The organism is Kribbella sp. NPDC051586, from assembly GCF_044453965.1.
GTDB lineage: Bacteria > Actinomycetota > Actinomycetes > Propionibacteriales > Kribbellaceae > Kribbella.
In genome coordinates, this window is record NZ_JBITDF010000004.1 from 305,323 (window position 1) to 325,522 (window position 20,200).

23 protein-coding genes and 1 other RNA gene are annotated in these 20,200 nt (G+C 68.2%); 10 read left to right on the forward strand and 14 right to left on the reverse strand.

Features of this window, described 5'->3' with window-relative positions:
• Window positions 1–138: 138 nt before the first annotated feature.
• Window positions 139–1,317, forward strand: coding sequence for a hypothetical protein (locus ACIA58_RS28215; RefSeq protein ID WP_396406813.1), 1,179 nt, complete (start codon window positions 139–141; stop codon window positions 1,315–1,317).
• 62 nt (window positions 1,318–1,379) lie between these two features.
• Here the strand turns inward: ACIA58_RS28215 and ACIA58_RS28220 are convergent, their stop codons facing one another.
• Window positions 1,380–3,692 (reverse strand): M4 family metallopeptidase, encoded by a 2,313-nt coding sequence (locus tag ACIA58_RS28220; RefSeq protein ID WP_396406814.1) that lies wholly within the window; start codon window positions 3,690–3,692, stop codon window positions 1,380–1,382.
• 471 nt (window positions 3,693–4,163) lie between these two features.
• Between ACIA58_RS28220 and ACIA58_RS28225 the strand changes: the two genes are divergently transcribed.
• Genes ACIA58_RS28225 through ACIA58_RS28240 form a run of 4 tightly spaced genes read left to right on the forward strand, consistent with a single transcriptional unit; the run spans window position 4,164 to window position 8,242 of the window.
• Entirely contained in the window at window positions 4,164–5,795 is a 1,632-nt protein-coding gene (locus tag ACIA58_RS28225; RefSeq protein ID WP_396406815.1) for an FHA domain-containing protein, read from the forward strand.
• A 36-nt stretch (window positions 5,796–5,831) separates the two neighbouring features.
• A complete protein-coding gene (locus ACIA58_RS28230; RefSeq protein ID WP_396406816.1) occupies window positions 5,832–6,254 on the forward strand; it encodes a MarR family winged helix-turn-helix transcriptional regulator in 423 nt (140 codons plus the stop codon).
• Window positions 6,251–7,444 (forward strand): epoxide hydrolase family protein, encoded by a 1,194-nt coding sequence (locus ACIA58_RS28235; protein ID WP_396406817.1) that lies wholly within the window; start codon window positions 6,251–6,253, stop codon window positions 7,442–7,444. Before ACIA58_RS28230 ends, ACIA58_RS28235 begins: the two co-directional genes overlap by 4 nt.
• 15 nt (window positions 7,445–7,459) lie before the next feature.
• Window positions 7,460–8,242, forward strand: a complete 783-nt coding sequence (locus ACIA58_RS28240) for an SDR family NAD(P)-dependent oxidoreductase (protein ID WP_396406818.1) — start codon at window positions 7,460–7,462, stop codon at window positions 8,240–8,242.
• 9 nt (window positions 8,243–8,251) lie between these two features.
• Here the strand turns inward: ACIA58_RS28240 and ACIA58_RS28245 are convergent, their stop codons facing one another.
• The 3 genes from ACIA58_RS28245 to ACIA58_RS28255 are packed head-to-tail and all read right to left on the reverse strand — an operon-like array spanning window position 8,252 to window position 9,942.
• Complete coding sequence (locus tag ACIA58_RS28245) at window positions 8,252–8,794, reverse strand: SRPBCC domain-containing protein (protein WP_396406819.1); 543 nt, start codon at window positions 8,792–8,794, stop codon at window positions 8,252–8,254.
• Complete coding sequence (locus ACIA58_RS28250; RefSeq protein WP_396406820.1) at window positions 8,791–9,108, reverse strand: ArsR/SmtB family transcription factor; 318 nt, start codon at window positions 9,106–9,108, stop codon at window positions 8,791–8,793. The genes ACIA58_RS28245 and ACIA58_RS28250 overlap by 4 nt, the downstream gene beginning before the upstream one ends.
• Window positions 9,109–9,156: 48 nt before the next feature.
• On the reverse strand, window positions 9,157–9,942 hold the full coding sequence (locus ACIA58_RS28255; RefSeq protein WP_396406821.1) for an alpha/beta fold hydrolase: 786 nt from the start codon (window positions 9,940–9,942) through the stop codon (window positions 9,157–9,159).
• A gap of 241 nt (window positions 9,943–10,183) precedes the next feature.
• Between ACIA58_RS28255 and ACIA58_RS28260 the strand changes: the two genes are divergently transcribed.
• Window positions 10,184–10,435: a hypothetical protein gene (locus ACIA58_RS28260; RefSeq protein ID WP_396406822.1), complete on the forward strand. Its 252-nt coding sequence runs from the start codon at window positions 10,184–10,186 to the stop codon at window positions 10,433–10,435.
• A gap of 124 nt (window positions 10,436–10,559) precedes the next feature.
• On the opposite strand, the gene ssrA is transcribed toward ACIA58_RS28260, so the two are convergent.
• The 7 genes from ssrA to ACIA58_RS28295 all read right to left on the reverse strand — a co-directional run bounded on the left by ssrA (window position 10,560) and on the right by ACIA58_RS28295 (window position 16,562).
• Window positions 10,560–10,934: a transfer-messenger RNA gene (gene ssrA / locus ACIA58_RS28265) on the reverse strand.
• A 114-nt stretch (window positions 10,935–11,048) separates the two neighbouring features.
• Window positions 11,049–11,609: a DUF1707 and DUF4870 domain-containing protein gene (locus ACIA58_RS28270; protein ID WP_396406823.1), complete on the reverse strand. Its 561-nt coding sequence runs from the start codon at window positions 11,607–11,609 to the stop codon at window positions 11,049–11,051.
• 73 nt (window positions 11,610–11,682) lie between these two features.
• Entirely contained in the window at window positions 11,683–12,156 is a 474-nt protein-coding gene (gene smpB / locus ACIA58_RS28275) for an SsrA-binding protein SmpB (protein WP_396406824.1), read from the reverse strand.
• Between the two features lie 21 nt (window positions 12,157–12,177).
• Window positions 12,178–13,623: a M23 family metallopeptidase gene (locus tag ACIA58_RS28280; RefSeq protein ID WP_396406825.1), complete on the reverse strand. Its 1,446-nt coding sequence runs from the start codon at window positions 13,621–13,623 to the stop codon at window positions 12,178–12,180.
• An 84-nt stretch (window positions 13,624–13,707) separates the two neighbouring features.
• On the reverse strand, window positions 13,708–14,619 hold the full coding sequence (ftsX, locus tag ACIA58_RS28285) for a permease-like cell division protein FtsX (protein ID WP_396406826.1): 912 nt from the start codon (window positions 14,617–14,619) through the stop codon (window positions 13,708–13,710).
• 19 nt (window positions 14,620–14,638) lie between these two features.
• Window positions 14,639–15,328 (reverse strand): cell division ATP-binding protein FtsE, encoded by a 690-nt coding sequence (gene ftsE / locus ACIA58_RS28290; protein WP_396406827.1) that lies wholly within the window; start codon window positions 15,326–15,328, stop codon window positions 14,639–14,641.
• Window positions 15,329–15,512: 184 nt separating this feature from the next.
• Complete coding sequence (locus ACIA58_RS28295; RefSeq protein ID WP_396406828.1) at window positions 15,513–16,562, reverse strand: carbohydrate kinase family protein; 1,050 nt, start codon at window positions 16,560–16,562, stop codon at window positions 15,513–15,515.
• A 117-nt stretch (window positions 16,563–16,679) separates the two neighbouring features.
• On the opposite strand from ACIA58_RS28295, the gene ACIA58_RS28300 reads away from it, so the two are divergent.
• From ACIA58_RS28300 to ACIA58_RS28310, 3 genes are all read left to right on the forward strand, one after another.
• Window positions 16,680–17,063, forward strand: coding sequence for a hypothetical protein (locus ACIA58_RS28300; RefSeq protein ID WP_396406829.1), 384 nt, complete (start codon window positions 16,680–16,682; stop codon window positions 17,061–17,063).
• Window positions 17,056–17,220, forward strand: a complete 165-nt coding sequence (locus ACIA58_RS28305) for a hypothetical protein (RefSeq protein WP_328997420.1) — start codon at window positions 17,056–17,058, stop codon at window positions 17,218–17,220. The genes ACIA58_RS28300 and ACIA58_RS28305 overlap by 8 nt, the downstream gene beginning before the upstream one ends.
• A 103-nt stretch (window positions 17,221–17,323) precedes the next feature.
• Entirely contained in the window at window positions 17,324–18,616 is a 1,293-nt protein-coding gene (locus ACIA58_RS28310; RefSeq protein ID WP_396406830.1) for an ABC transporter substrate-binding protein, read from the forward strand.
• Between the two features lie 45 nt (window positions 18,617–18,661).
• Here ACIA58_RS28310 and ACIA58_RS28315 read toward each other — a convergent pair whose 3' ends face one another.
• On the reverse strand, window positions 18,662–18,865 hold the full coding sequence (locus tag ACIA58_RS28315; protein ID WP_134104957.1) for a cold-shock protein: 204 nt from the start codon (window positions 18,863–18,865) through the stop codon (window positions 18,662–18,664).
• Window positions 18,866–19,064: 199 nt separating this feature from the next.
• Here ACIA58_RS28315 and ACIA58_RS28320 point away from each other — a divergent pair, with 199 nt between their 5' ends.
• On the forward strand, window positions 19,065–19,472 hold the full coding sequence (locus ACIA58_RS28320) for a cytidine deaminase family protein (protein WP_396406831.1): 408 nt from the start codon (window positions 19,065–19,067) through the stop codon (window positions 19,470–19,472).
• A 15-nt stretch (window positions 19,473–19,487) separates the two neighbouring features.
• Here the strand turns inward: ACIA58_RS28320 and ACIA58_RS28325 are convergent, their stop codons facing one another.
• Window positions 19,488–19,820 (reverse strand): YciI family protein, encoded by a 333-nt coding sequence (locus tag ACIA58_RS28325; RefSeq protein ID WP_396406832.1) that lies wholly within the window; start codon window positions 19,818–19,820, stop codon window positions 19,488–19,490.
• Window positions 19,817–20,188, reverse strand: coding sequence for a VOC family protein (locus tag ACIA58_RS28330; protein WP_396406833.1), 372 nt, complete (start codon window positions 20,186–20,188; stop codon window positions 19,817–19,819). The genes ACIA58_RS28325 and ACIA58_RS28330 overlap by 4 nt, the downstream gene beginning before the upstream one ends.
• Between the last annotated feature and the right edge of the window lie 12 nt (window positions 20,189–20,200).

A 20,200-nucleotide genomic window follows, 5' to 3' on the forward strand; every position in this document is an offset into this window, starting at 1 on the left:
TCGGTCTACCAATGATGGTTACCCGGGAGTACCTTGACGCCGACGGTGATCTGGTGGGGGTCCTGAGATCACCGAACTCCGGCGAGAGAGGCCTTCCGGATGAGAGTTCCGACCTCTGTTTTCTCAGCTTGGCGTCGAGTGTCCGCAGCAATCCTCCTACTCTCCCTGACCGGGCTCGGCCTGGTCGCTCCCCCGGCACACGCCGACGGTCCCGGCTCCGGTACGCCGTACGTCGTCACCGTTGGGGACTCCTACATTTCGGGCGAGGCCGGCCGCTGGGCCGGTAGCTCGAACGACTCCGAGGCACCGGCCGACGCGCTCGGTGCGCACGCGTACCACGACAATGCGAGCCATACCGCCGAGCAGATCCCGCGATGCCATCGCAGCCAGTCCGCCGAGGCGTACATCGGCGGCGGCGTCGGTGGGCTCAACCTGGCCTGCTCCGGCGCGAAGACCACGACCGCCACGGGCGACTACTTCAAGCCGGGCATCGACTTCTACGACGACGGCGCGGGCAACCTCGGTCAGGCGAAGATGCTGCAGCAGTTCGCCAGCAGCCACAACGTGAAGCAGGTCGTCGTCTCGATCGGCGGCAACGACTTCAACTTCGCGTCGATCGTCACCCAGTGCGTGCAGGACTTCCTGCTGTCGCCGTCCTGGGACCCCGACTACTGCCGCGACGATTCGTCCGTCGTCGCCAACTTCACCTCCGCCAACATCACCACCGTCCGCGCCAGGATCGCGACCACGTTCCAGAACGTCCGCACCGCGATGCGCAACGCCGGGTACGGCGACACCGCGTGGAGCCTCGTCGTACAGACGTACCCGTCGCCGATCCCCTCGGCCAGCGGGTTCCGGTACAGCCAGTCCGGCTACACCCGGCAGAGCACCGGCGGCTGCGGCTTCTGGAACGCCGACGCCGACTGGGCGAACGCGACCGCACTCCTCACCATCAACAACACCGTCCGCGCCGCGATCGGCCAGTCCGGCCTCGCCAACGCCCGCCTCCTCGAACTCCAGTCCGCCTTCAACGGCCGCCGCCTCTGCGAGAACACCGTCGGCCTGTACGAGGAAGTCGGCCTCACGTCCTGGACCCAGCCCACCGCCGTCGACAAGACCGAGTGGATCAACCAGATCCGCACCGTCACCACGGTCGGCTCGGACTACTTCATCCAGGAGTCCCTGCACCCGAACTACTGGGCCCAGCTCGCACTCCGCAACTGCGTCCGCCAGACCTACACCCAGAACCGCGGCGGCACCTGCACCATCGCCGGCACCGGCCTCGTCAACGGCGAACCGAGAATGACCCTCAACTGACCCAGCACATGAGCCGGCCGCCGCACCCCCGAAGGTGCGGCGGCCGGGTTCTTTTCAGGGGGTCAGCTCAGGTTGAGGCCCGTGTCGTCGACGACGAACGAGGTCTGCAGGGAGCTGTCTTCGGTGCCGGTGAAGCTGATCGACACCGTCTGGCCGGCGAACGACGAGACGTTGAACGACTTGAGCGAGTATCCGCTCGCCTTGTTCAGGTTCGAGTACGTCGCCAGCGTGGTCGAGCCCGCCTTCACCGTGAGCTTGTCGTACTGCGTAGTGCTGGTGGTCTCCGCAGAATCGATGTGCAGGTAGAAGGTGAGCGTCGCCGCGCAGCCGGACGGGATGGTGACCGACTGGCTCAGCGTGTCGGTGTGCGTCTGGCCGTAGCCGTCCATCCACGCCTTCCAGGTGCCGCTGTGGGCGGGCTGGGAGGCGGTGTTGTCGACCACTCCGGCCGAGGCCGACCACGGTGACGCCGTACCGGTCTCGAAGCCCGCGTTGCCGAGCTTCTGGCCGGGCGAGGAGCAACCGCCGCCGACCGGGCTGACGGTGATGCTGAACGACGTGCTGCCCGATCCACCCGCGCTCGCGGTGGCCGTGGCGGTCACGTTGTAGGTGCCGGCGGTGGTCGGCGTACCGGAGACGGTGCCCGTGGAGGAACCGATGGTGATGCCGGCCGGCAGACCGGTGGCGGACCAGGTGTACGGCGCGGTGCCGCCGCTGGCCGTCAGCGTGAACGACGCGATCGCGGTACCGACCGTGGCGCTCTTGTTGCCCGGGTTGGAGACCGTGACGCCACCGGAGACGGTGCACGTCGGGTCACCGGACTGAGCCGGAACGCTGACCGCGTCCCACGCCGCCTTGACGGTGTTGAACTCGGTGCAGCTGCCCGGGTACAGGTTCTTGGCCGCGGTCAGGGTCCAGGTGCGGTACTTCAGGTACGAGCTGCTGCTGGTCTTCATCAGCATCGCGTTGTACATGATCTTGATGGCCTTCTGGATGCCCAGACCGGTGACCGACGAGCTGTTGCAGGTCGGCACGTTCGGCGAGCCGCCGCTGCCCTGGGAGAGCAGGACGAACCAGTGGTCGCCGGGACCGGCCGCGGCGTGCACCTCGGAGCCCGGGATCGAGCTCGAGTAGCAGTTCGGGTCGCCGACCGCCGACGGGTTGTACATGTTGCGGATCGGGCCGCTGCCGACCAGGTTGACCTCTTCACCGACCAGGAAGTCCGGCGGGTCGTAGGCCGAGGACTGGTTGCTGTACCACTCGGTGGCCGCGCCGAAGGTGTCGGCCACGAACTCCTGCGTGCCCGAACCCGAGATGCCGCCCGGGGTGTGGTCGTCGACGCCGTGGCCCAGCTCGTGACCCACCACGTCCATCGAACCGATCCAGCCGCCGGCCGTGTTGTGGCCGACCTGCACCTGCGTGCCGTCGTAGTACGCGTTCTCGTCGTTCAGGCCGACGCGGATCGGCCAGCCGCCGCCGTTGCCGTCGAAGCCGTTACGGCCGAGCCAGGCCGACAGCATGTGCTTCTCGGTCTGCGCGGTGAACAGGGCGTCGACGCAGCCGGTCTCCTTGTTGGAGGCCGTCCCGTTGCCCCAGTTGTCGTCCGGACCGGAGAACGTGGTGTTGTTCGCCGCGTCCTGGCAGGACTGGTTGGTGGTGGTCGGGTCCTTCATCGAGAAGGTCGAGCCGGACTGCGTGGTGTCCAGGTGGACCGGGTTCGGTCCGCTGTACGCCGCGGTGCCGTTGCCGGCCATCACGTGCTCCTGGGTACCGAGCACCTTGCCGCTCTGCGCGTCGACGTACACCGACAGACTCGACGGCTCGTTGCCCTTCCGGCCGCTGACCCGGGACTGCCAGGCGAGCTTCGGGGTGCCCTTGAGTGCGTAGACAGCGAGCGTCGGCCTGGTCGAGGAGTCGACCTTCTTCAGCTGCTTGGCGGCGGTCTTCTGTGCGGCCGCGGCCGTCACCTTGGCGGTGGTCGCCAGCTCGGGTACGGCGGTGGCCTGGGCGACCGAGGTGGACTTCACGGCTCCCTTGGCGTCGGTGACGACGACGAAGTCACCACCGATGACCGGGAGGCCCTTGTACGAACGCTCGTACGGGACGTACTGCAGGCCGGACTGGTCCGAGATCACCGGTTTCGCGGTGAACTTGTCGTCCTTGGAGGCATGCAGTGCGCTCGGCCGGCCGGAGACCAGCGACGAGGCGGAGTCGGCGGCGAATGCCTTGGACTGTGCCTGCGTGGGCCGGGGCGGGGGTGCCGCACTCGGCGCGGCCCCTGCGGCCGATGTGCCGAATCCGGCGAGTGCTGCCGCTGCGAGGCCGGTAAGCCCCAGGAAGACGGCAGGCTTGCGAGAACGCTGGAACAAGACCATTGGTATTGGTCCCTTCGCGAATGCGGTGCTTTGGGCGGGTTGCGCCTCGCCGGACTGCAGGCGGTGCACCACTCCGCCTGGAACCTCCGGCCTACTCACCGGGCCTGTTGCTGGGTCCCCCTTTTCATCCGGCCCCGATGGATCGCGCGGGGGGACACTATGTCCGCGACCCCACCCGGGCAAGGCGCTACCGTGCCGTTGGCACCCGGAGGACAACTGACCGCGTTGTCATCGCTACTAACAGCTGACAAACCCGACCGGATCCTGAGATTTATGACAACTGTGGGGTCCGCATCGGATCCCGCCGGCCAGGTGGCGTGAGGGGGTTGTCGCAGACCGTGGTGATTGGGACTCCCGGTGGTCTGGGGCGGGCGCGGATGGCAGAATCGCGCAGACGGGTTGGCTGCCGCGGGGTGCGCGCCGGCAGCGGCGCGGCGGAACGCGATCAGGATGATGCCGGCTGGGGTGTGAGTGGAAACCGAATTCGTGCTGTCGCTCGGTGAGCAGCGCTGGACGCTGCCGGCCGGGAGCGACACGTTCACCATCGGCCGCGCTTCGAACGCCGACATCCGACTGCAGGCGGACGACCAGATCTCCCGCATCCACGCGCGCCTCGCCCGCGACGGCGCCACCTGGACCCTCCACGACGAGTCCCGCAACGGCACGGGTCTCAACGGCCGCCGCATCACCGCACCGACGGCTCTCACGACGGGTGACCGCATCCACATCGGCCGCTCGGTCCTGACCTTCCACAAATCCACCCTCCCCGACCCCGTCACCCCCGCGGCAGCTCCCGAGCCGCCCGCGGAGCCCGCGCCTGTTCAACCTCCGGCGAGCTCAGTTGCTCCGGCCGAATACGCGCCCGCGGACCCCGCCCCCGAAGCTCCACCGGCTGCCCCCACCCCGCCTGTCGACCCTGCTCCGACCGACCCCGGATACGCCGACCCCGGGTACGCCGACTCCGTGCCTGCCGACTCCGTGCCTGCCGAGGAGCCGTGGTCGGAGGAGGCTGGGTACGGCGAGCCGGCGTACGAGGCTGATCGCGGGGAGTACGAGTCTGCTGAGCACGGGCCTGCCGGCGTGGTGCCCGGGTTCGACGTGGAGCGTGGCGGGGACGGCAACGCCTGGGCGGCGTACCCGTCGGCGGACAACCCCGAGCCCGTCCGGTCGCCGTGGGAGATTTCGGCGCGGATCGAGCAGTCGGAACCGAACTGGAACGCGTCGGACAGCTGGCCCATCTCGAGCCGCAGCACCCCGGATCAACCGCCGCCGCCCAGTACGGATCGGCGTACGAGCACGGACCGCCGTGCAAGCGCCGACCGACGTACCGGCGCGGATCGGCGTGCAGGTGCGGAGCGGTTGCCGACCGCGGATCCGCGTACCGGAGATCGGCGTACGGCGGACCTCGAGGGGAACGCCGACGACGCCGTCGGGACGGTGCGGTTGCCGCGCGTGCTGATCGTGGCGGCGGGCGTGATCGTCCTCGGGCTGGTCGCGAACCTGATCGTCACGTTCCTCTCCGAGGGACCCGGCGGCCAACTGCGCTGGCTGGTCCCGCCCGGCATCGCGCTCGTGGTGGCGATGGTGCTGGCGCTGCTCGACGCCGCCGCGCCGAAGGACCATCGCCCCGGCCGCTTCGACGTCTCGATCCTGATCGCTATCGCCGTCGTGCTGGGCGGAGTCGGCGTCGGCGGATTCGTCGTGAGCGCGGGGACGAAGTACGTCGCCGGCTACCTGACCGGCAACGAATCCGGTGAGGACCGCCTGGTCAAGCCGGTCGCGAAACCCTCCGCCGCGGTCACGGTCACGGTCGAGAACGTCACGTACACAAGCCATTTCACCCGCGTCGAGGTGATGCTCGCCAACGGCGCCAAGGAGCCCGTCACGATCCCGATCGACGGTACGACGTTCACCGCCGCCGACGGCACCACCCTGCACGTGGACACCGGGCGCAGCAGCTGGCCGAGGCGGGTCGCGGCCGGCGGCACCGAGCACGGCGCGATCACGTTCAAGGGCCACCTGCCCGACAGCACGGACGCGGCCGTCCTCACCTTCAAGTCCGGCAGCACCACGTTCGCGATTGGTGTCGCCCTCAGCAACTGACTTGTAGATACATCGAAAATTGATATAGTCGTCGCCATGGACATCGACCGGCTGACGACGGTGATCGAGGACTTCACCACGATCTTCATCCGGCTGCCACCGGTGCGGAAGTTCAACTTCTCCGCGCTCTCGGTGCTGCACACGCTCCATCGCGACGGCCCGCTGCGGCTCACCGAGCTCCTGCCGACGGAGCAGCTGAAGCAGCCTGCCCTGACCAGCCTGGTCTCGAATCTCGAGCAGGAGGGTCTGGTCGAGCGCCGCCCCGACCCCACCGACGGCCGGGCCAGCCTGATCTCGCTGACCGGCGCCGGCCGGGAGATCGTCAACACCCGGCACGCGCACCGCATCGAGAAACTGACCGCACTCGTCGACCGGTTGAGCCCGGAGGAGCGAGCCGTGCTCGCGGGCTCCGTCGATGTACTCCACCGCCTGACCGAGCTCGCCGAGGACACCCCATGATTCCAAGCCCGATCCACGTATCCGACGACGTTCTCGACGATCTGCGCCGTCGTCTCCTCGCCACGAAATGGCCGCGCGACGCGGGTAACGACGACGGCTACTACGGCGTACGTCGTAGCCGCCTGCAACCACTCGTCGAGTACTGGGCCGACGGTTTCGACTGGCGGGCGGCCGAGCGGGCGATCAACGCCTACGACCACTACCAGGTCGACGTCGACGGCGTACCGGTGCACTTCATGCACAAGCCCGGGGTCGGTCCGGATCCGATTCCGTTGATCCTGAGCCACGGCTGGCCGTGGACGTTCTGGCACTGGTCGAAGGTGATCGACCCGCTCGCGGACCCCGCGTCGTACGGCGGTGATCCCGCGGACGCGTTCGACGTGATCGTGCCGTCGCTGCCCGGGTTCGGGTTCTCCACGCCGACCCGGCCGGACATGAACTTCTGGAAGATCGCCGACGTCTGGCACGAGCTGATGACAGGTGTCCTCGGACATCCGAAGTACGCCGCGGCCGGGTGCGACGTCGGCGCGCTGGTGACGGGGCAGCTCGGGCACAAGTACGCCGACGAGCTGTACGGGATCCACATCGGCTCGGCGCTGAAGCTGTCGTTCTTCAACGGCGATCGCGGGTGGGACCTGAGCGGCGGCAACCCGATCCCGTCCGGCCTGCCGCCGGAGATCCACGCGCGCATCATCGAGCTCGAACACCGCTTCGCCGCACACCTCGCCACGCACGTCCTGGACCCGAGCACGCTCGGCTTCGGCCTGGCCGACTCTCCCGCCGGCATGCTCGCGTGGATCCTCGAGCGCTGGGAGAAGTGGGCCGAGGGCGGCGACAAGGCGTTCACCGACGACGACCTGCTCACCAACGCGACGATCTACTGGGCCGGCAACGCGATCGACACCTCGATCCGGACGTACTCCAACAACAATCGCTACCCCTGGACGCCGTCCCACGACCGGACGCCGGCGATCGAAGCCCCGACCGGGATCACCTTCGTCGGCCACGAGGACCCGCCCGGCGTACACACCCCGCAGGAGCGCGTCGACAACTTCCTCGCCGGCGACCGCGCCGCTTGGTACAACCACGTCAACATCACCGCCCACCCGAACGGCGGCCACTTCATTCCGTGGGAGCTCCCAACGGAATGGACCGACGACCTCCGGCGCACGTTCCGCGGTCTCCGCTGACGTACGGTGGCTGTCGTGCAGACGATTCTGATCACCGGGGCGACTGACGGGCTGGGACGCGAGTTGGCCGTCCGCCTGGGTACGGCGGGAGCGCGTGTCCTCATCCACGGGCGTTCCGCCGAGCGCGCGGAACGGGTTCGGGCCGACGTCCTCGCCGCGGGCGGGCCCGAACCCGAGGTCCTCCTCGCGGACCTTGCCGGCCTGCGTGAGGTCGACAAGCTTGCCGAGGGCATCAACGGCGAACTCGATGTCCTCGTCAACAATGCGGGCATCGGCGGCGGCCCGCCCGGTGGGACGCGGGAGGTAAGTGCCGACGGCATCGAGTTGCGGTTCGCGGTCAACTACCTCGCCGGCTACCGGCTGACCCGGCTCCTGCTGCCCCAGCTGGCGTCCTCGGGCCGGGTCGTGAACGTGGCGTCGGCCGGCCAGCAGGCGATCGACTTCGACGATCCGATGATGGAGCGTGGCTGGGACGGGTTCGCGGCGTACCAGCGGAGCAAGCTGGCGCAGATCATGTTCACCATCGACCTTGCCGCGGACGGGATCCTGGTGAACTCGTTGCACCCAGCAACATTCATGGCGACCACGATGGTGACCGAGAGCGGCGTGAGCCCGATCAGCAGTGTTGCCGAAGGCGCCGATGCCACGATGCGACTGATCACGGCGCCGGACCTGCCGACCGGGCGGTACTTCAACGGCCTCCGCGAGTCCCGGGCCAACTCGCAGGCGTACGACGCCGGCGCCCGCGCACGCCTGCGCAGCCTTTCGGACGAGCTGATCGAGACTGCTCTGCGCTGAGCAGCACGGTCAGCGGATGGCGGCCGACAGGGCCTGGTAGGCGGAGACGAGCTCGGCCCAGTGGGCCTCGGTGTCGGCGGATTCGCTCCCGGCGAGGTACGCCGCGAGGTTCTCGGCGTGGATCTGCCAGCCGGTGCCGAAGTACTCGATCTTGTCCAGCGGGACGCCGCGAACCTCGATGGTCAGGATCGTCTGCGCGCCGTCGGCGGTCAGCGTGGCTTCGATGGTCTTGTCGAACGGCGCCGGGCCGTTGCCTCGGTCCGCCGATTCGTCGGTCTCCCTGGTCGTGACGCGCAGATTCCGCGGCGGTTCGCAGACGTCGACGCGTCCGGTGCTGTGCAGGTCGGCGGACTCGACGTACAGCGTGAAGGCGCCGCCCAGGCGGAGATCGCCATCCACCTTCCCGTACCACCGGGCCAGTCGGTCCGGGTCGGTGACGGCCGTCCACAGGTCGTCGATGTCGGTGTCGTAGCGATCCTCGATCCGGACGACGCCGGCGCCGTCGGCTGCTTCGAGGCGGCCCAGAACACGACCTGCTCCGTTGGATGTCATTTGTCGCTCCTCTTTCCCCTGGCGATCTCGGTGTGCAGGGCGTCGAGCCGCTGCTCCCAGAGATCGCGGTACCGTCCCAGCCATTCGTCGAGCTCGGCCAGCGGCTCGGACCGCAGGCTGTAGACGCGGCGCTGCGCTTCCTGCCGGCTGTCCACCAGCCCCGCCTCCCGCAGCACCTTCAGATGCCGGGAGACGCCGGGCCGCGCGATCGGCAACAGCTCCGCCAACTCGCCCGCGGTCGCGGGACCGGCAGCCAGAGCCTCCACCAACGTCCTGCGCCCGTCATCGGCCAGCGCCCGCAGTACAGCTTCCATGGCTTGTATGTAACCATCTGGATACGTAACCGTCAAGGTACACAGCGATCAGGTGCTGGGCAGCGACGCCTCGATGCCGTGGTCGACGTACCCGTGGCGCTCGCCGCGGACCAGGTGCAGCCGGATCTGCTGGGCGATCGTGTCCGGGGCGTTGAGGTCGGGGGCGTTGTGGTCGAGGCCGGGCAGGATCGTGTACTCGGCGCTCGGCACGATCGTCGCGAGCTGCGGGAGCACTCCGGTCAGGTACGCGGGCGACTTCTCACCACCGAGGAGAAGGGTCCGCGCCGCGATCCCGGCGTACCGGCTGCCGTCGGAGTCGAGCCGGGCGACCTCGCCGATCTCGGCCGGCGTCGTCGGCATCATGTCCCGCGTCTCGCGCCCGCCCGAGCCGCGCAGCATCAGCAGAGAGATTGCCCATAGCAACGGTCTCGCCCGGGACGGCAACAGATCGGTCCCTCTGAGGAACGTCGCCATCGCGGCCACCTGCCGCCCGTCGCCGAGCTGCTGCGTGAACGCATCCAGCCAACTCGCGTCGAACGACCCGCCGATGCTCACGCCCGGCTCATAAGCGATCAGCGCATCCAGCGGCTGCCGCAACCCGACGTGAAGCGCGATCAACCCGCCGTAACTGTGCCCGAACACGACCCGAGCCCCCGTGCGCTCCATCACCGCAAGCACATCATCAGCCTCGGTCTCCACGCTGTACGCCGCCGCACGGGCCTCGCTGGCCCCACGCCCACGCCGCTCAACCACATGCACGGCATGAACGCCGGCCAGCCCGCGCGCCAGCCTCTCGTAGTGATGCGCCCGCCGATTGTTCCCCGGAACCACCACCACCCCAGGCCCAGCCCCCGTACTGGAAACCTCAACCCCACCCACACGGCCCCGCCGCCACACTTCGCTACGCCCCATCCCCAACCCCTCCCTCGATCACACCCCTACCATCCCCAACACCACTGGCACACCCCTGTCTTCCCACTGACACGAGATTCGTCCTCGTGGTAACACCCGCCAGCCCAGTCACGATGACCAGCACAGGGGCAGTCGACTGCTCTGCGAGATGAGGGGGACACACATGGGAAGCGTCGACGGGCTCAACCTCGCCGGGGCCGCTTGGAACACCCGCAAGACGGCCAAGCTGATCGGCGCCCAAAACCTGCAGCAGGGTCAGCTACTAGCCGCGCAGCTCGACCTGCTGAGCGCAATCGCCAACGAGCTCTCGAAGTCGAACCGTCTGGCAGAGGAAGCCAACCAGCACACGATCGCCCTGGTAAACGAGCAGCTCCGCACCAACCAGCTACTCCAGGCCCTCCTGGCTAAGCCGTAACCATCAATCGCCCGCGGGTAGCTCTGTCCAGGCGTGTCCGGCTAACGCGGGAGGTGGCGGTGTGGGTGGCCGCAGACAGCAGAACGCGCAGGTCAGATGTGGTCTGACCTGCGCGTTCTCAAAGGGGTGGAGGTGGCGGGAATCGAACCCGCGTCCTTCGGCGGGGTTTCAAGACTTCTCCGGGCGCAGTCTGAATGGCGCTTTTCTCAGCCCCAGCGTTTGTACAGACATCTCGCTGACAGGCTCAGTCACTGTAAATGTCCCGTGTCAACCCCGTGACCGGGCTAACACAGCAAGCTCCCTAGCTGAGGCCAGGAACCGGGTCGGAAGCATCCCCGGGCTGACCCTTCGTTTATCTCAGGCCGTCAGGCGGCGAGAGCGAAGTCAGTGCGCTTTGAATTGGCACTTATTGTTTTCCAGAGATCGTTAACGAGATAACCCTGGATCCTCGGCCCGCTTCCCTTGGAACCAACGTCCAAAGTCGAAACCGTTCACCCCCTGTTGAGTTGTCAAACTCCCACCGCCCCGGAGGGTGGTGGAAGATCCACACTATCAAGTCCAACAGACCGACCGCACCTGACATTCCCCAGGCCACTCGGCAGACCCCCGGTGCCTACTTGATCAGGCGGAGCGTGAAGGGGTAGCGGAACTTGCCGGTGGCCGCGGTGGCGAGGCCGCCGATGCCGGTGAGCAGGAACCAGAGGATGCCGAGGATCGGGAAGAGGAACCCGAGGAAGCCGTGGGTGAACCCGGTGAGGATGCCCAGGGCCGCGAAGGCGCCGAAGGCGGTCAGCTGGAAGTTCAGCGCCTCGACCGCGTGCCGGCGTACGGCGGGGTTCTTCTGGCCGGTGGTTGCAACCACGATGGCCGGGCCGACGAAGAACGTCGGGTACCCGAGCCAGTGGGCGACCGTGCCCATCCCCCGCCCGTCACCCTGGTAGCGCTGAACCGGCGCCGGCCGGGTGAACGCGGCCGGCGCGAAGGTCGGGACGGGCCGGGCGACCAGGCCGTCGAACGTGCTGTTCAGCTCGGCCCGGGTGCGGGCCTTCAGGGCCTTCTCGAGCCGGAGGTCGAACTCCATGTGGTCGAGCCGGCCGTCGGCGTACATCTCTTTCAGGATCTCGACTGCGCGGTCCCGTTGGGCCGGCGTCACCAGCAGGTCTGAAGTGGACATGCTTCCACTCTGCGCGCAGCGTGCCGTTCACCCCATCGGGTTCAGCCCGGAGCAGTCCCTGAGCGAACCCCAGTCAGCGACCGTGCCGATCGGACAGCGCGCGCTGCGCCTCCCGGTTGGCCTGCCGCTCGGCCAGCGCGTGCCGCTTGTCGTAGTCCTTCTTGCCGCGCCCGGTCGCGAGCTCGACCTTCGCGTACCCGTCCTTGAAGTACAGCGAGAGCGGGATCAGCGACACGCCCTGCTGCTCCACCGCGCGGATCAGCTTCTGCGCCTCGTCCTTGTGCAGCAGCAGTTTGCGCGCACGGCGTGGCTCGTGGTTGGTCCATGTGCCGTGCGTGTACTCCGGGATGTGCATGCCCTGCAGCCACAGCTCGTTGCCCCGGACGGCGGCGAACGCGTCGACGAGGGAGGCCCGGCCCAGCCGCAGGGACTTGACCTCGGTCCCGGTCAGCACCAGCCCGGCCTCCACCACTTCCTCGATGTGGTAGTCGTGTCGCGCCTTCCGGTTCTGCGCGATCGGCTTCTGCTGGCCGGTCTGTTTCACCATCCGACCAGTATCCCAGATCGCTCAGAGCCACTTCATGGGATTAACGACGTTGCCGTCCTGGTAGACCATGAAGTGCAGGTGGCAGCCGGTGGAGTAGCCGGTCGTCCCGGAGTACGCGATGATCTCGCCCTTCTTGACCCGCTCGCCGACGTGGGCCTTGTACCGCGAGAGGTGGTTGTAGACGGTCGTGATCGACCGGCCGTCCATCACTCCGTGTGACACGAACAACCGGTTCCCGTAGCCGCCGTTGTAGTACTTGTCCGTCACCACCCCGTCTGCCGCGGCGCGCACCGGCGTACCGCACGGGGCGCGGAAGTCGGTGCCGTCGTGCAGCTTCCAGTAGTGCAGCACCGGGTGGAAGCGCATCCCGTACGGCGAGGTGATGTAGCTGCTGACGGGGTAGCTCAACCGTCCGTCACCGGAGCCGCCTGGGTCGTCCGGGACCTTCCGCGGCGGGCGGTGCTCCTTGCGCGCCTTCTCCCGCTCGGCCTTCTCGGCTGCCGCCTTCCGGCGCGCGGCCGCCGCCTTCTCGGCCTTCGCCCGCGCGATCAGCAGCTGCTCGACCCGCGCCCGCTCCCGCAGCAGCGAGTTGTACTGCGCGAGCTCGGTGTTCTTCTCCTTCTCGGCGGCCTTGAACGCTACCAGCTTGACCTTCGCGACCGCCGCGGCCTCGGCCTTGTCGGCCGCGACCTGTTTGGTCAGCTCGGTGACCCGCAGGACCGTCGCGGCAGCCTCGGCCTTGGCCGCCTCGGAACCCTTCTCCGCGGCGGCGACCTTGACCCGCTTGCTGGCGAGCTCGGCCTGCGCGTTGTTCAGGTTGGTGATCGCGTTGCTCTGGATGCCGAACACGTTGCGCTGGACCTGCATCCCGGTGGCGATATCGGCAGGCGCGGCGCCGCGCAGCGCGATCGACAGCCCGACCAGGCTGTTCTGCTGCTGGTACGCCGACCGTACGGCGCGACCCGCGATGGCCCGCTTCTCCGCGATCAGCTTCTCGCCGGCCTCGACGTCGGAGACCGCCGTACGCAACGCCGCCTCGGCCGCGGCAAGCTTGCCCGCGGCAACCGCATCGGCGGCCTTCGCGGCGGCCAGCCGGCCCTGCGCGGCGGCGTACCGGACCTGGACGGCCTGGTACTTCGTCTCGGCTTGGTTGTACGCGGCAACGGACTTGCCGAGCTGGTCGGACGCGTCGTCGAGATCGGCCTTCTGCTGGCCGAGTTGCGCGTCGAGCTGCTTCTTCTTGGCGGCTGGATCCGGCGGTTTCGCCTCCGCGGGCGGGGCAGCCGGAACCGCCGCCAGGACTCCGGCGGACAGGGACAGGACAAGGCAGCAAGCGGCAACCATCGTCTGCCGCCCCGGCGGTCGCGTGCGTGATCGCGGGTACGGCGTGCTGTCGGTGCCGGTGCTGTCGTCTCGCTTGATGCTCCCCCGCTTACGCGGGTTCGCACCGGGGAAGTGCGGGACCACAGTTCGACCCCTTGCTCTGGGTGAAGTTGTGCGTAACAGGAGTGACTGCTGTTACTCCTGTTAACGCACGATAAGCCACCCGGGTCAGACTTTGAGGTATTTCCGCGTTGTCAGGAATGTCGGGACGACGGCCAGGATCAGGCCGACCACGACCATGATCAGCGTGGCGCGGAAGGTTTCGGCCGCGCCGACCCACTGCCAGACCCGGAAGGTCTCCTGGGCCCGCTGCATGACCACGAAGTACACCCCGACCCACAAGGTGCCACAGGCAAAGACCGCGCCCACCAGGGCTGCCAGCACCGCTTCCAGCAGGAACGGCAGCTGGATATAGAAGTTCGAGGCGCCCACCAGGCGCATGATGCCTATCTCTCGTCTGCGGGCGTACGCCGCCAGCCGGATCGTGTTGGAGATCTGCATCAGGGCCGCGACCAGCAGCAGCGCGGCCGCGATCAGCGCACCGACTTGCAACCCGTTCAGCGCCTTGAACAGTGGATCGAGGTACTGCCTGAGGTCCTGGACCGTATCGACGCCGGGCAGGCCGCTGACGGCGCTGACCAGGTTCTGATATCGCTGCGGATCCTTCAGTTTGACCCGGAAGGACTCCTGCATCTGGTCCTGGGTGACCGTGCTGACGATCGGCGAGTCCTTGTACAGCTTCTTGAACGACTCGAACGCTTCGGACTTCGACTCCGAGAAGACGCCGTCGGGGGCGGTGTCGGGGTTGGTCTGGATGACCTGCTGGATCCGGTTCTTCTGCTCCTGGGTCACCTCGGTGCCGCTACAGCCGCGGCCGCCGGAGTCCTTGGTGCACAGGAACACCGAGATCTGGATCTTGTCGTACCAGTTCCCCTTCATCAGGTCGACCTGCTCGCGGGCGAGCAGCGCGCTGCCGAACAGCGACAGCGAGACCCAGATGGTGACGACGACCGCGATCGTCATCGACATGTTCCGCTTCAGGCCGATCCCGAGGTCGGAGAGGATGTAGTTCAAGCGCATCAGTCAGTCAGTCCCCTGGTCAGTGCTGGTAGCCGTAGACGCCGCGCGACTCGTCGCGGACGACGTGGCCGTTCTCCAGCTCGATCACGCGCTTGCGCATCTGGTCGACGATCGACACGTCGTGGGTGGCCATCACCACGGTCGTCCCGGTGCGGTTGATCCGGTCCAGCAGCTTCATGATGCCGACCGACGTACCGGGGTCGAGGTTTCCGGTCGGCTCGTCGGCGATCAGGATCATCGGCCGGTTCACGAACGCGCGGGCGATCGCCACCCGCTGCTGCTCACCGCCGGACAGCTCGTCCGGCATCCGGTCTTCCTTGCCGTCCAGGCCGACCAGCTCGAGCACCTCCGGAACCGTCTTGCGGATGTGCGAGCGCGGCTTGCCGATCACCTGCAGCGCGAACGCGACGTTCTCGGAGACGGTCTTGTTCGGCAGCAGGCGGAAGTCCTGGAACACGGTTCCGATCTGGCGGCGCATCTGCGGGATCCGCCAGCTGGCCAGCCGGTTCAGATCCTTGCCGGCCACCATGATGTGACCCTTGGACGTCCGGTGTTCACGCAGGACCAGGCGCAGGAACGTCGACTTGCCGGACCCGGAGGTGCCGACGAGGAAGACGAACTCGCCTTTCTCGATATCGACGTTGACGTTCAGCAGCGCGGCCTTGGACTGGCCGTCGTACGTCTTGGACACATTCTCGAAGCGGATCACGGGTTCATCCGGCCGTGGTCGGGAACAGGAAGGGCTGCGTCGGTAACCACGAAGTGCACCGTACGCCACCGGAGCGGCCGGCGATCAGTCTAGGCGCTCCCGGGCGTGCCGCCGACCAGGCCTGCCGGTCCGTGCGCCCGCGTCCGATACCCGGCGCGTTTGAGACGGATGTACTACGGACGTCCTAGGCGTCGGACTGCCGCGCGATGGTCGCCGATGCCCGTCGCACGATCGGGACCGGCCCGGCGGGCAGGACGTCGCCGACGAACGTGTAGTGCTCGAGTACGGCCGGATCGACCTCGCCGGGACGGTGCCGGCTGTGGTCGCGGACCCAGTCGATGATGTCGCCCCAGCCCGGCGCCGCGAGCGAGCCGCCGAAGTGCTGGACCGACAGGCCGGCGCAGAGGTTGCTGAAGGCCAGCCGGTGCGCGAGCGGCCAACCGCGGAGCGTGCCGAGGACGAGGGACGCCAGGAAGACGTCGCCGGCTCCGGTCGGGTCGTACGACCGGACCGGCAGCGCCGGCACCTGCTCCTCCTCGCCGGTCGTCGAGTCGATCGCGAGGACGCCGTCCGCGCCGTTGGTCACCACCGCGAGCGGGACCCGCTCGGCCAGCTTGTGCAGCGCGGCCTTCGGCGTGTCGGTCCGCGTGTACGCCATCGCCTCGGTCGCGTTCGGCGTGAACGCGTAGAAGCCGTCCAGTACGTCGAGAACGGCCGGCGACCACTCGTCGGTCGGATCCCACCCGACGTCACCGAAGAGCAGCGCACCGGACTCCCGCGCCTCGACCGTCCAGCCCGGCAGTTCGTCGGCGACCGGGACGATCGCGGAGCGGGTCTTCAGCCCGGGACCGACCAGTTTGCTGGGGTCGCCCGGGGCTTCGTGGGCGTGCGTGACCATCGCCCGGTCCCGGTCGATCGACATCGAGACGGTGACGGGCGAGTGCCAGTGGCCGATCCGCCGGGAGTGCGACAGGTCCACGCCCTCCTGGTCGGCCAGGGTCCGCCAGCAGAAGTCGGCGTACACGTCGTCACCGAAGACCGCGGCCAGGCCGCTCTTGAGGCCGAGCCGCGCGGCCGCGATCGCGAAGTTCGCGACCCCGCCGGGGCACGACCCCATCCCTTCCGCGAAGATCTCGGTCCCGGTGGTGGGGGCGGTTTCCAGGCCGGTCATCACGATGTCGTAGAACACGGTCCCTTGTACGAACACGTCGTACATCTCGGGTTCGTCGGTCACGGTGACACCGCTCCTTGTCATCCTGGGTCAGCTCTGTCGGTGGCGGGTGGAATGCTCCTTCGTAACATCCTCGACCGGTCAACACCATGAAATTAGCGGCAATTGGGAGGCGCGTCCGTGATCCCCACCTGGATCTCGATCGTCGGTGTCGTGATGACGGTGCTCAGTCCGCTGCTCGCGCTCGGCGGCGTCCTGCTCGGGTCGTACCTGGTCCGCAAGTCCGACCGCGAGCTCGACACCTGGCGGCACCGCGAGGAGACGATGCGGATGGTCCGGTGGGCGGTCGAGCAGATCCTCGACGGCGAGGACGACGCGGGCACGGACGCCGGCGTGGTGACGCTGCGTTCGCTGATGCGGTCGGAGCTGTTACAACCGGAGGACTACGACCTGGTCGCCGCGCTGACTGCGGCGGTAGCGATCGACCGGGTCGGCGCAGCCGCGTACGCTGATATTGCGGATGCGGACATCGAGGTCGTCGAGGGAGACAGTGACAATGGCTGAGAAGAAGACCGTGAAGGTCTCCCGCCAGGCCGTCGAGCTGGCCCGGTTGCACGTCGAGGCCGCGCGCAAGGCCGGCCGCAAACCCGATGCCGGCGTCGCCCGGATCGCGGGCGCTCGTCCGGACAACGGCGCGGGTGCCGCGCCGGCTCCGGCCTGATCCTGGATCACCGTCCGGAATTACCGTCGTCGAGCCCTGCCGCGGACGTAGGGTCAGCAGATGCGCACGGGCTGTGGGACCGTGCGGGACTGGAGACGGCGAGATGAGTGGTGGGATCAGCAGGCGGCGGGCGCTGGGGTTCGGCGCCGGTCTGGCGGCGATGGCTGTGGCGGGCTGCGGGTCGAACTCCGGGCGGCCTTCGTCCAGCGGGTCCAGCGGGTCCGGCGGATCCGGTGGGGACAAGCCGGCGCTTCAGCAGTGGTACCACCAGTACGGCGAAGCGGGCACGCAGCAGGCGGTCGAGAAGTACGCGAAGGCCTACCCGGACGCGACCGTGACGATCCAGTGGTCGCCGGGCGACTACGAGAAGAAGGCGTCGACCGCGCTGCTCACCAACCAGGGGCCGGACGTCTTCGAGTACCCGAACGGCCCGACGATCGACATGATCAAGGGCGGGCAGGTCACCGACCTGACCGGCCTGCTCGGTGACGCGAAGGACGACTTCAACGCAGCGCTGGTCGAGCGGATGTCGTACCAGGGCAAGCTGTACGCGATCCCGCAGGTGATCGACATGCAGCTGCTCGTCTACCGCAAGAGCATGCTGAGCGCGGCCGGCGTACAGCCGCCACAGACGGTTGACGAGCTGCTGGCCGCCGCGAAGAAGCTGACCAACGACAAGGTGAAGGGTCTGTTCGTCGGCAACGACGGCGGTGTCGGCGTGCTCGGTGGACCGGCGCTGTGGTCGGCCGGGCTGGACTACCTGACCGCGGACAACCAGTTCGGGTTCGACGACCCGCTCGCGGCCGAGTCGCTGAGCAAGCTGCGCGAGCTCTGGACCTCGAAGGTTCTGTTGCTCGGGGCACCGACCGACTGGTCCGACCCGGCCGCGTTCACGCAGGGCCTGACCGCGATGCAGTTCACCGGGCTGTGGACGCTGCCGGTGATCGAGAAGGCGCTGCCGGGCGACTACGGCGTACTCCCCTGGCCGAAGCTCAACGCGACCACCGGCGAGCCGAGCGCCCCGGTCGGCGCGTACGGCGCGTGCGTGAACGCGAAATCGAAGAACATCGACGCGGCGAAGAAGTACATCAAGTGGCTGTGGGTCGACCAGACCGACGACCAGCTCGACTTCGCGCAGTCGTACGGCTTCCACGTCCCGGCCCGCAAGAGCCTGGCCGGCAAGGCGGACAAGCTCAAGTCCGGCCCGGCGGCGGACGCGGTCAAGCTGCTCAACGACAGCGGCCGCCCGCAGAACCCGATGCTCTGGTCACCGAAGTCCAGTACGGCGTACTCCGACGCGCTGAACCGGATCATCCGCAGCGGCGCCGACCCTGCCGCCGAGATCAAGAAGGTCCGCACCGTGACCGAGGCCGAGCTCAAACGCATCGCCGGCTGACGAAAAAGCCGCGGCCCCCACTCGAGGGGCCGCGGCTGTTCGGAGTCAGACGACCTTGACGTTCTCCGCCTGCTGACCCTTCGGGCCCTGGGCGATGTCGAACTCGACCCGCTGGTTCTCGTCGAGGCTACGGAACCCGTCGGTCTGGATGGTGGAGTAGTGGACGAACACGTCCGCTCCACCGCCGTCGACGGTGATGAAGCCGAAGCCCTTGTCGGCGTTGAACCACTTCACAGTTCCCTGTGCCATGTTGTTGCTCCCTTGTCGGAGATGAGGCGCACCGCGGTCGCGGCGGGCCCGGCGTTCGTTGCACCGGCGCGGCAGACCATCTCTCGCAAGGAAAGATCGAGATAAACCACAGCTACTGAAACTAAACCTGGTACATCCAACCACGCTTCGACCCGATTTGTTCCATCCAGGGCCGGGCCGAGGTGACAGGGTAGGTGGCATGCTCTCCCTGCAACCGCTGACCGACGACGACCGCGAGCTGATCGAGCTGGCCCGCCGCACGGTCGACGCGAACACCGACGGAGCCGACGGCGTCCACACCATGGGCGCCGCGGTCCGCGGTGTCGACGGCCGGATGTACGCCGGTATCAACCTGTACCACTTCACCGGCGGGCCCTGCGCCGAACTGGTTGCCCTCGGCCACGCGCGAGCCTCAGGTGCTCGCGAGCTCACCACGATCGTGGCCGTCGGCAACGAAGGACGTGGCGTCTGCGGACCGTGCGGCCGGGATCGCCAGGTCCTGCTCGACTACCACCCCGAGATCCGGGTCATCCTGCCCGGGCCGGACGGGCCTGGGTCGGTCCCGATCATCGACCTGCTGCCGGGCGCCTACCGCTGGTCGCCGTGATCCCCAGGCCGAGCGTCACGCCAACCGGACTTCGCCGGCCCGGAACCACCAGGTGATCACCTCGGCCTCCAGCATGCCCGCCCGCACGGCCGGGTCCTCCGCCGCGCGCTTGCGGGCCTCCTCGACGCCGGTACGGTACGCGCACAAACCCCGCAGTACCTGGTCGTCGTGATCCCGGAACGGGCCGGCCGCGCCCATCACGCCCGCTGCCCGCTTGCCGTCGAGGAAGTCGAGGTGCGCCTGCTGGATCCGGTCCGCCTCGTCGTCGGCGAACGCCGTCGGGGCCGCCGGGCGACGGAGCAGGACCAGCGTCAGGCTCTCCATGCCCGGGCGTGGCGGCGTGCTCACACCAGCCTCTGCGCGAGCATGAAGGTGTTGCCGTCCGGGTCGTAGAACGTCGCCAGGCGGACCTCGTCGGCGATCTGCCGGGTCTCGCCGTCGAAGCGCGTGTCCAGCGACTCCAGGTGCGCGCGCGACTTGTCGATGTCGCGGACGTCGAACGTGACCACGACGCCGCCGTCGGTCTTCGGCTCCTCGACCTGGCCGAGCCCGATCGATATCCCGGGCAACGGCGTACTCAACTCGGCCCAGCCCCAGGACTCCAGCCGGTGTACGACCTCGAAGCCGAGCGCCTGCTCGTACCACTGCACGGCGCGCTCCAGGTCGGAAACGTCCAGCGCGCAGACCGCGCGCCCGTCGTACTCGATCCCACCCATAGTCCTGTTTTT

Bases quoted from the DNA above. Each gene is read 5' to 3' on its own strand.
- ACIA58_RS28310 (WP_396406830.1), top strand. From the start codon at position 17,324: ATGAGTGGTGGGATCAGCAGGCGGCGGGCGCTGGGGTTCGGCGCCGGT.
- ftsX (WP_396406826.1), bottom strand. From the start codon at position 14,619: ATGCGCTTGAACTACATCCTCTCCGACCTCGGGATCGGCCTGAAGCGG.
- ACIA58_RS28235 (WP_396406817.1), top strand. From the start codon at position 6,251: ATGATTCCAAGCCCGATCCACGTATCCGACGACGTTCTCGACGATCTG.
- ACIA58_RS28330 (WP_396406833.1), bottom strand. From the start codon at position 20,188: ATGGGTGGGATCGAGTACGACGGGCGCGCGGTCTGCGCGCTGGACGTT.
- ACIA58_RS28250 (WP_396406820.1), bottom strand. From the start codon at position 9,108: ATGGAAGCTGTACTGCGGGCGCTGGCCGATGACGGGCGCAGGACGTTG.
- ACIA58_RS28220 (WP_396406814.1), bottom strand. From the start codon at position 3,692: ATGGTCTTGTTCCAGCGTTCTCGCAAGCCTGCCGTCTTCCTGGGGCTT.
- smpB (WP_396406824.1), bottom strand. From the start codon at position 12,156: ATGGTGAAACAGACCGGCCAGCAGAAGCCGATCGCGCAGAACCGGAAG.
- ACIA58_RS28245 (WP_396406819.1), bottom strand. From the start codon at position 8,794: ATGACATCCAACGGAGCAGGTCGTGTTCTGGGCCGCCTCGAAGCAGCC.
- ACIA58_RS28260 (WP_396406822.1), top strand. From the start codon at position 10,184: ATGGGAAGCGTCGACGGGCTCAACCTCGCCGGGGCCGCTTGGAACACC.
- ACIA58_RS28320 (WP_396406831.1), top strand. From the start codon at position 19,065: ATGCTCTCCCTGCAACCGCTGACCGACGACGACCGCGAGCTGATCGAG.
- ACIA58_RS28305 (WP_328997420.1), top strand. From the start codon at position 17,056: ATGGCTGAGAAGAAGACCGTGAAGGTCTCCCGCCAGGCCGTCGAGCTG.
- ACIA58_RS28230 (WP_396406816.1), top strand. From the start codon at position 5,832: ATGGACATCGACCGGCTGACGACGGTGATCGAGGACTTCACCACGATC.
- ACIA58_RS28315 (WP_134104957.1), bottom strand. From the start codon at position 18,865: ATGGCACAGGGAACTGTGAAGTGGTTCAACGCCGACAAGGGCTTCGGC.
- ACIA58_RS28270 (WP_396406823.1), bottom strand. From the start codon at position 11,609: ATGTCCACTTCAGACCTGCTGGTGACGCCGGCCCAACGGGACCGCGCA.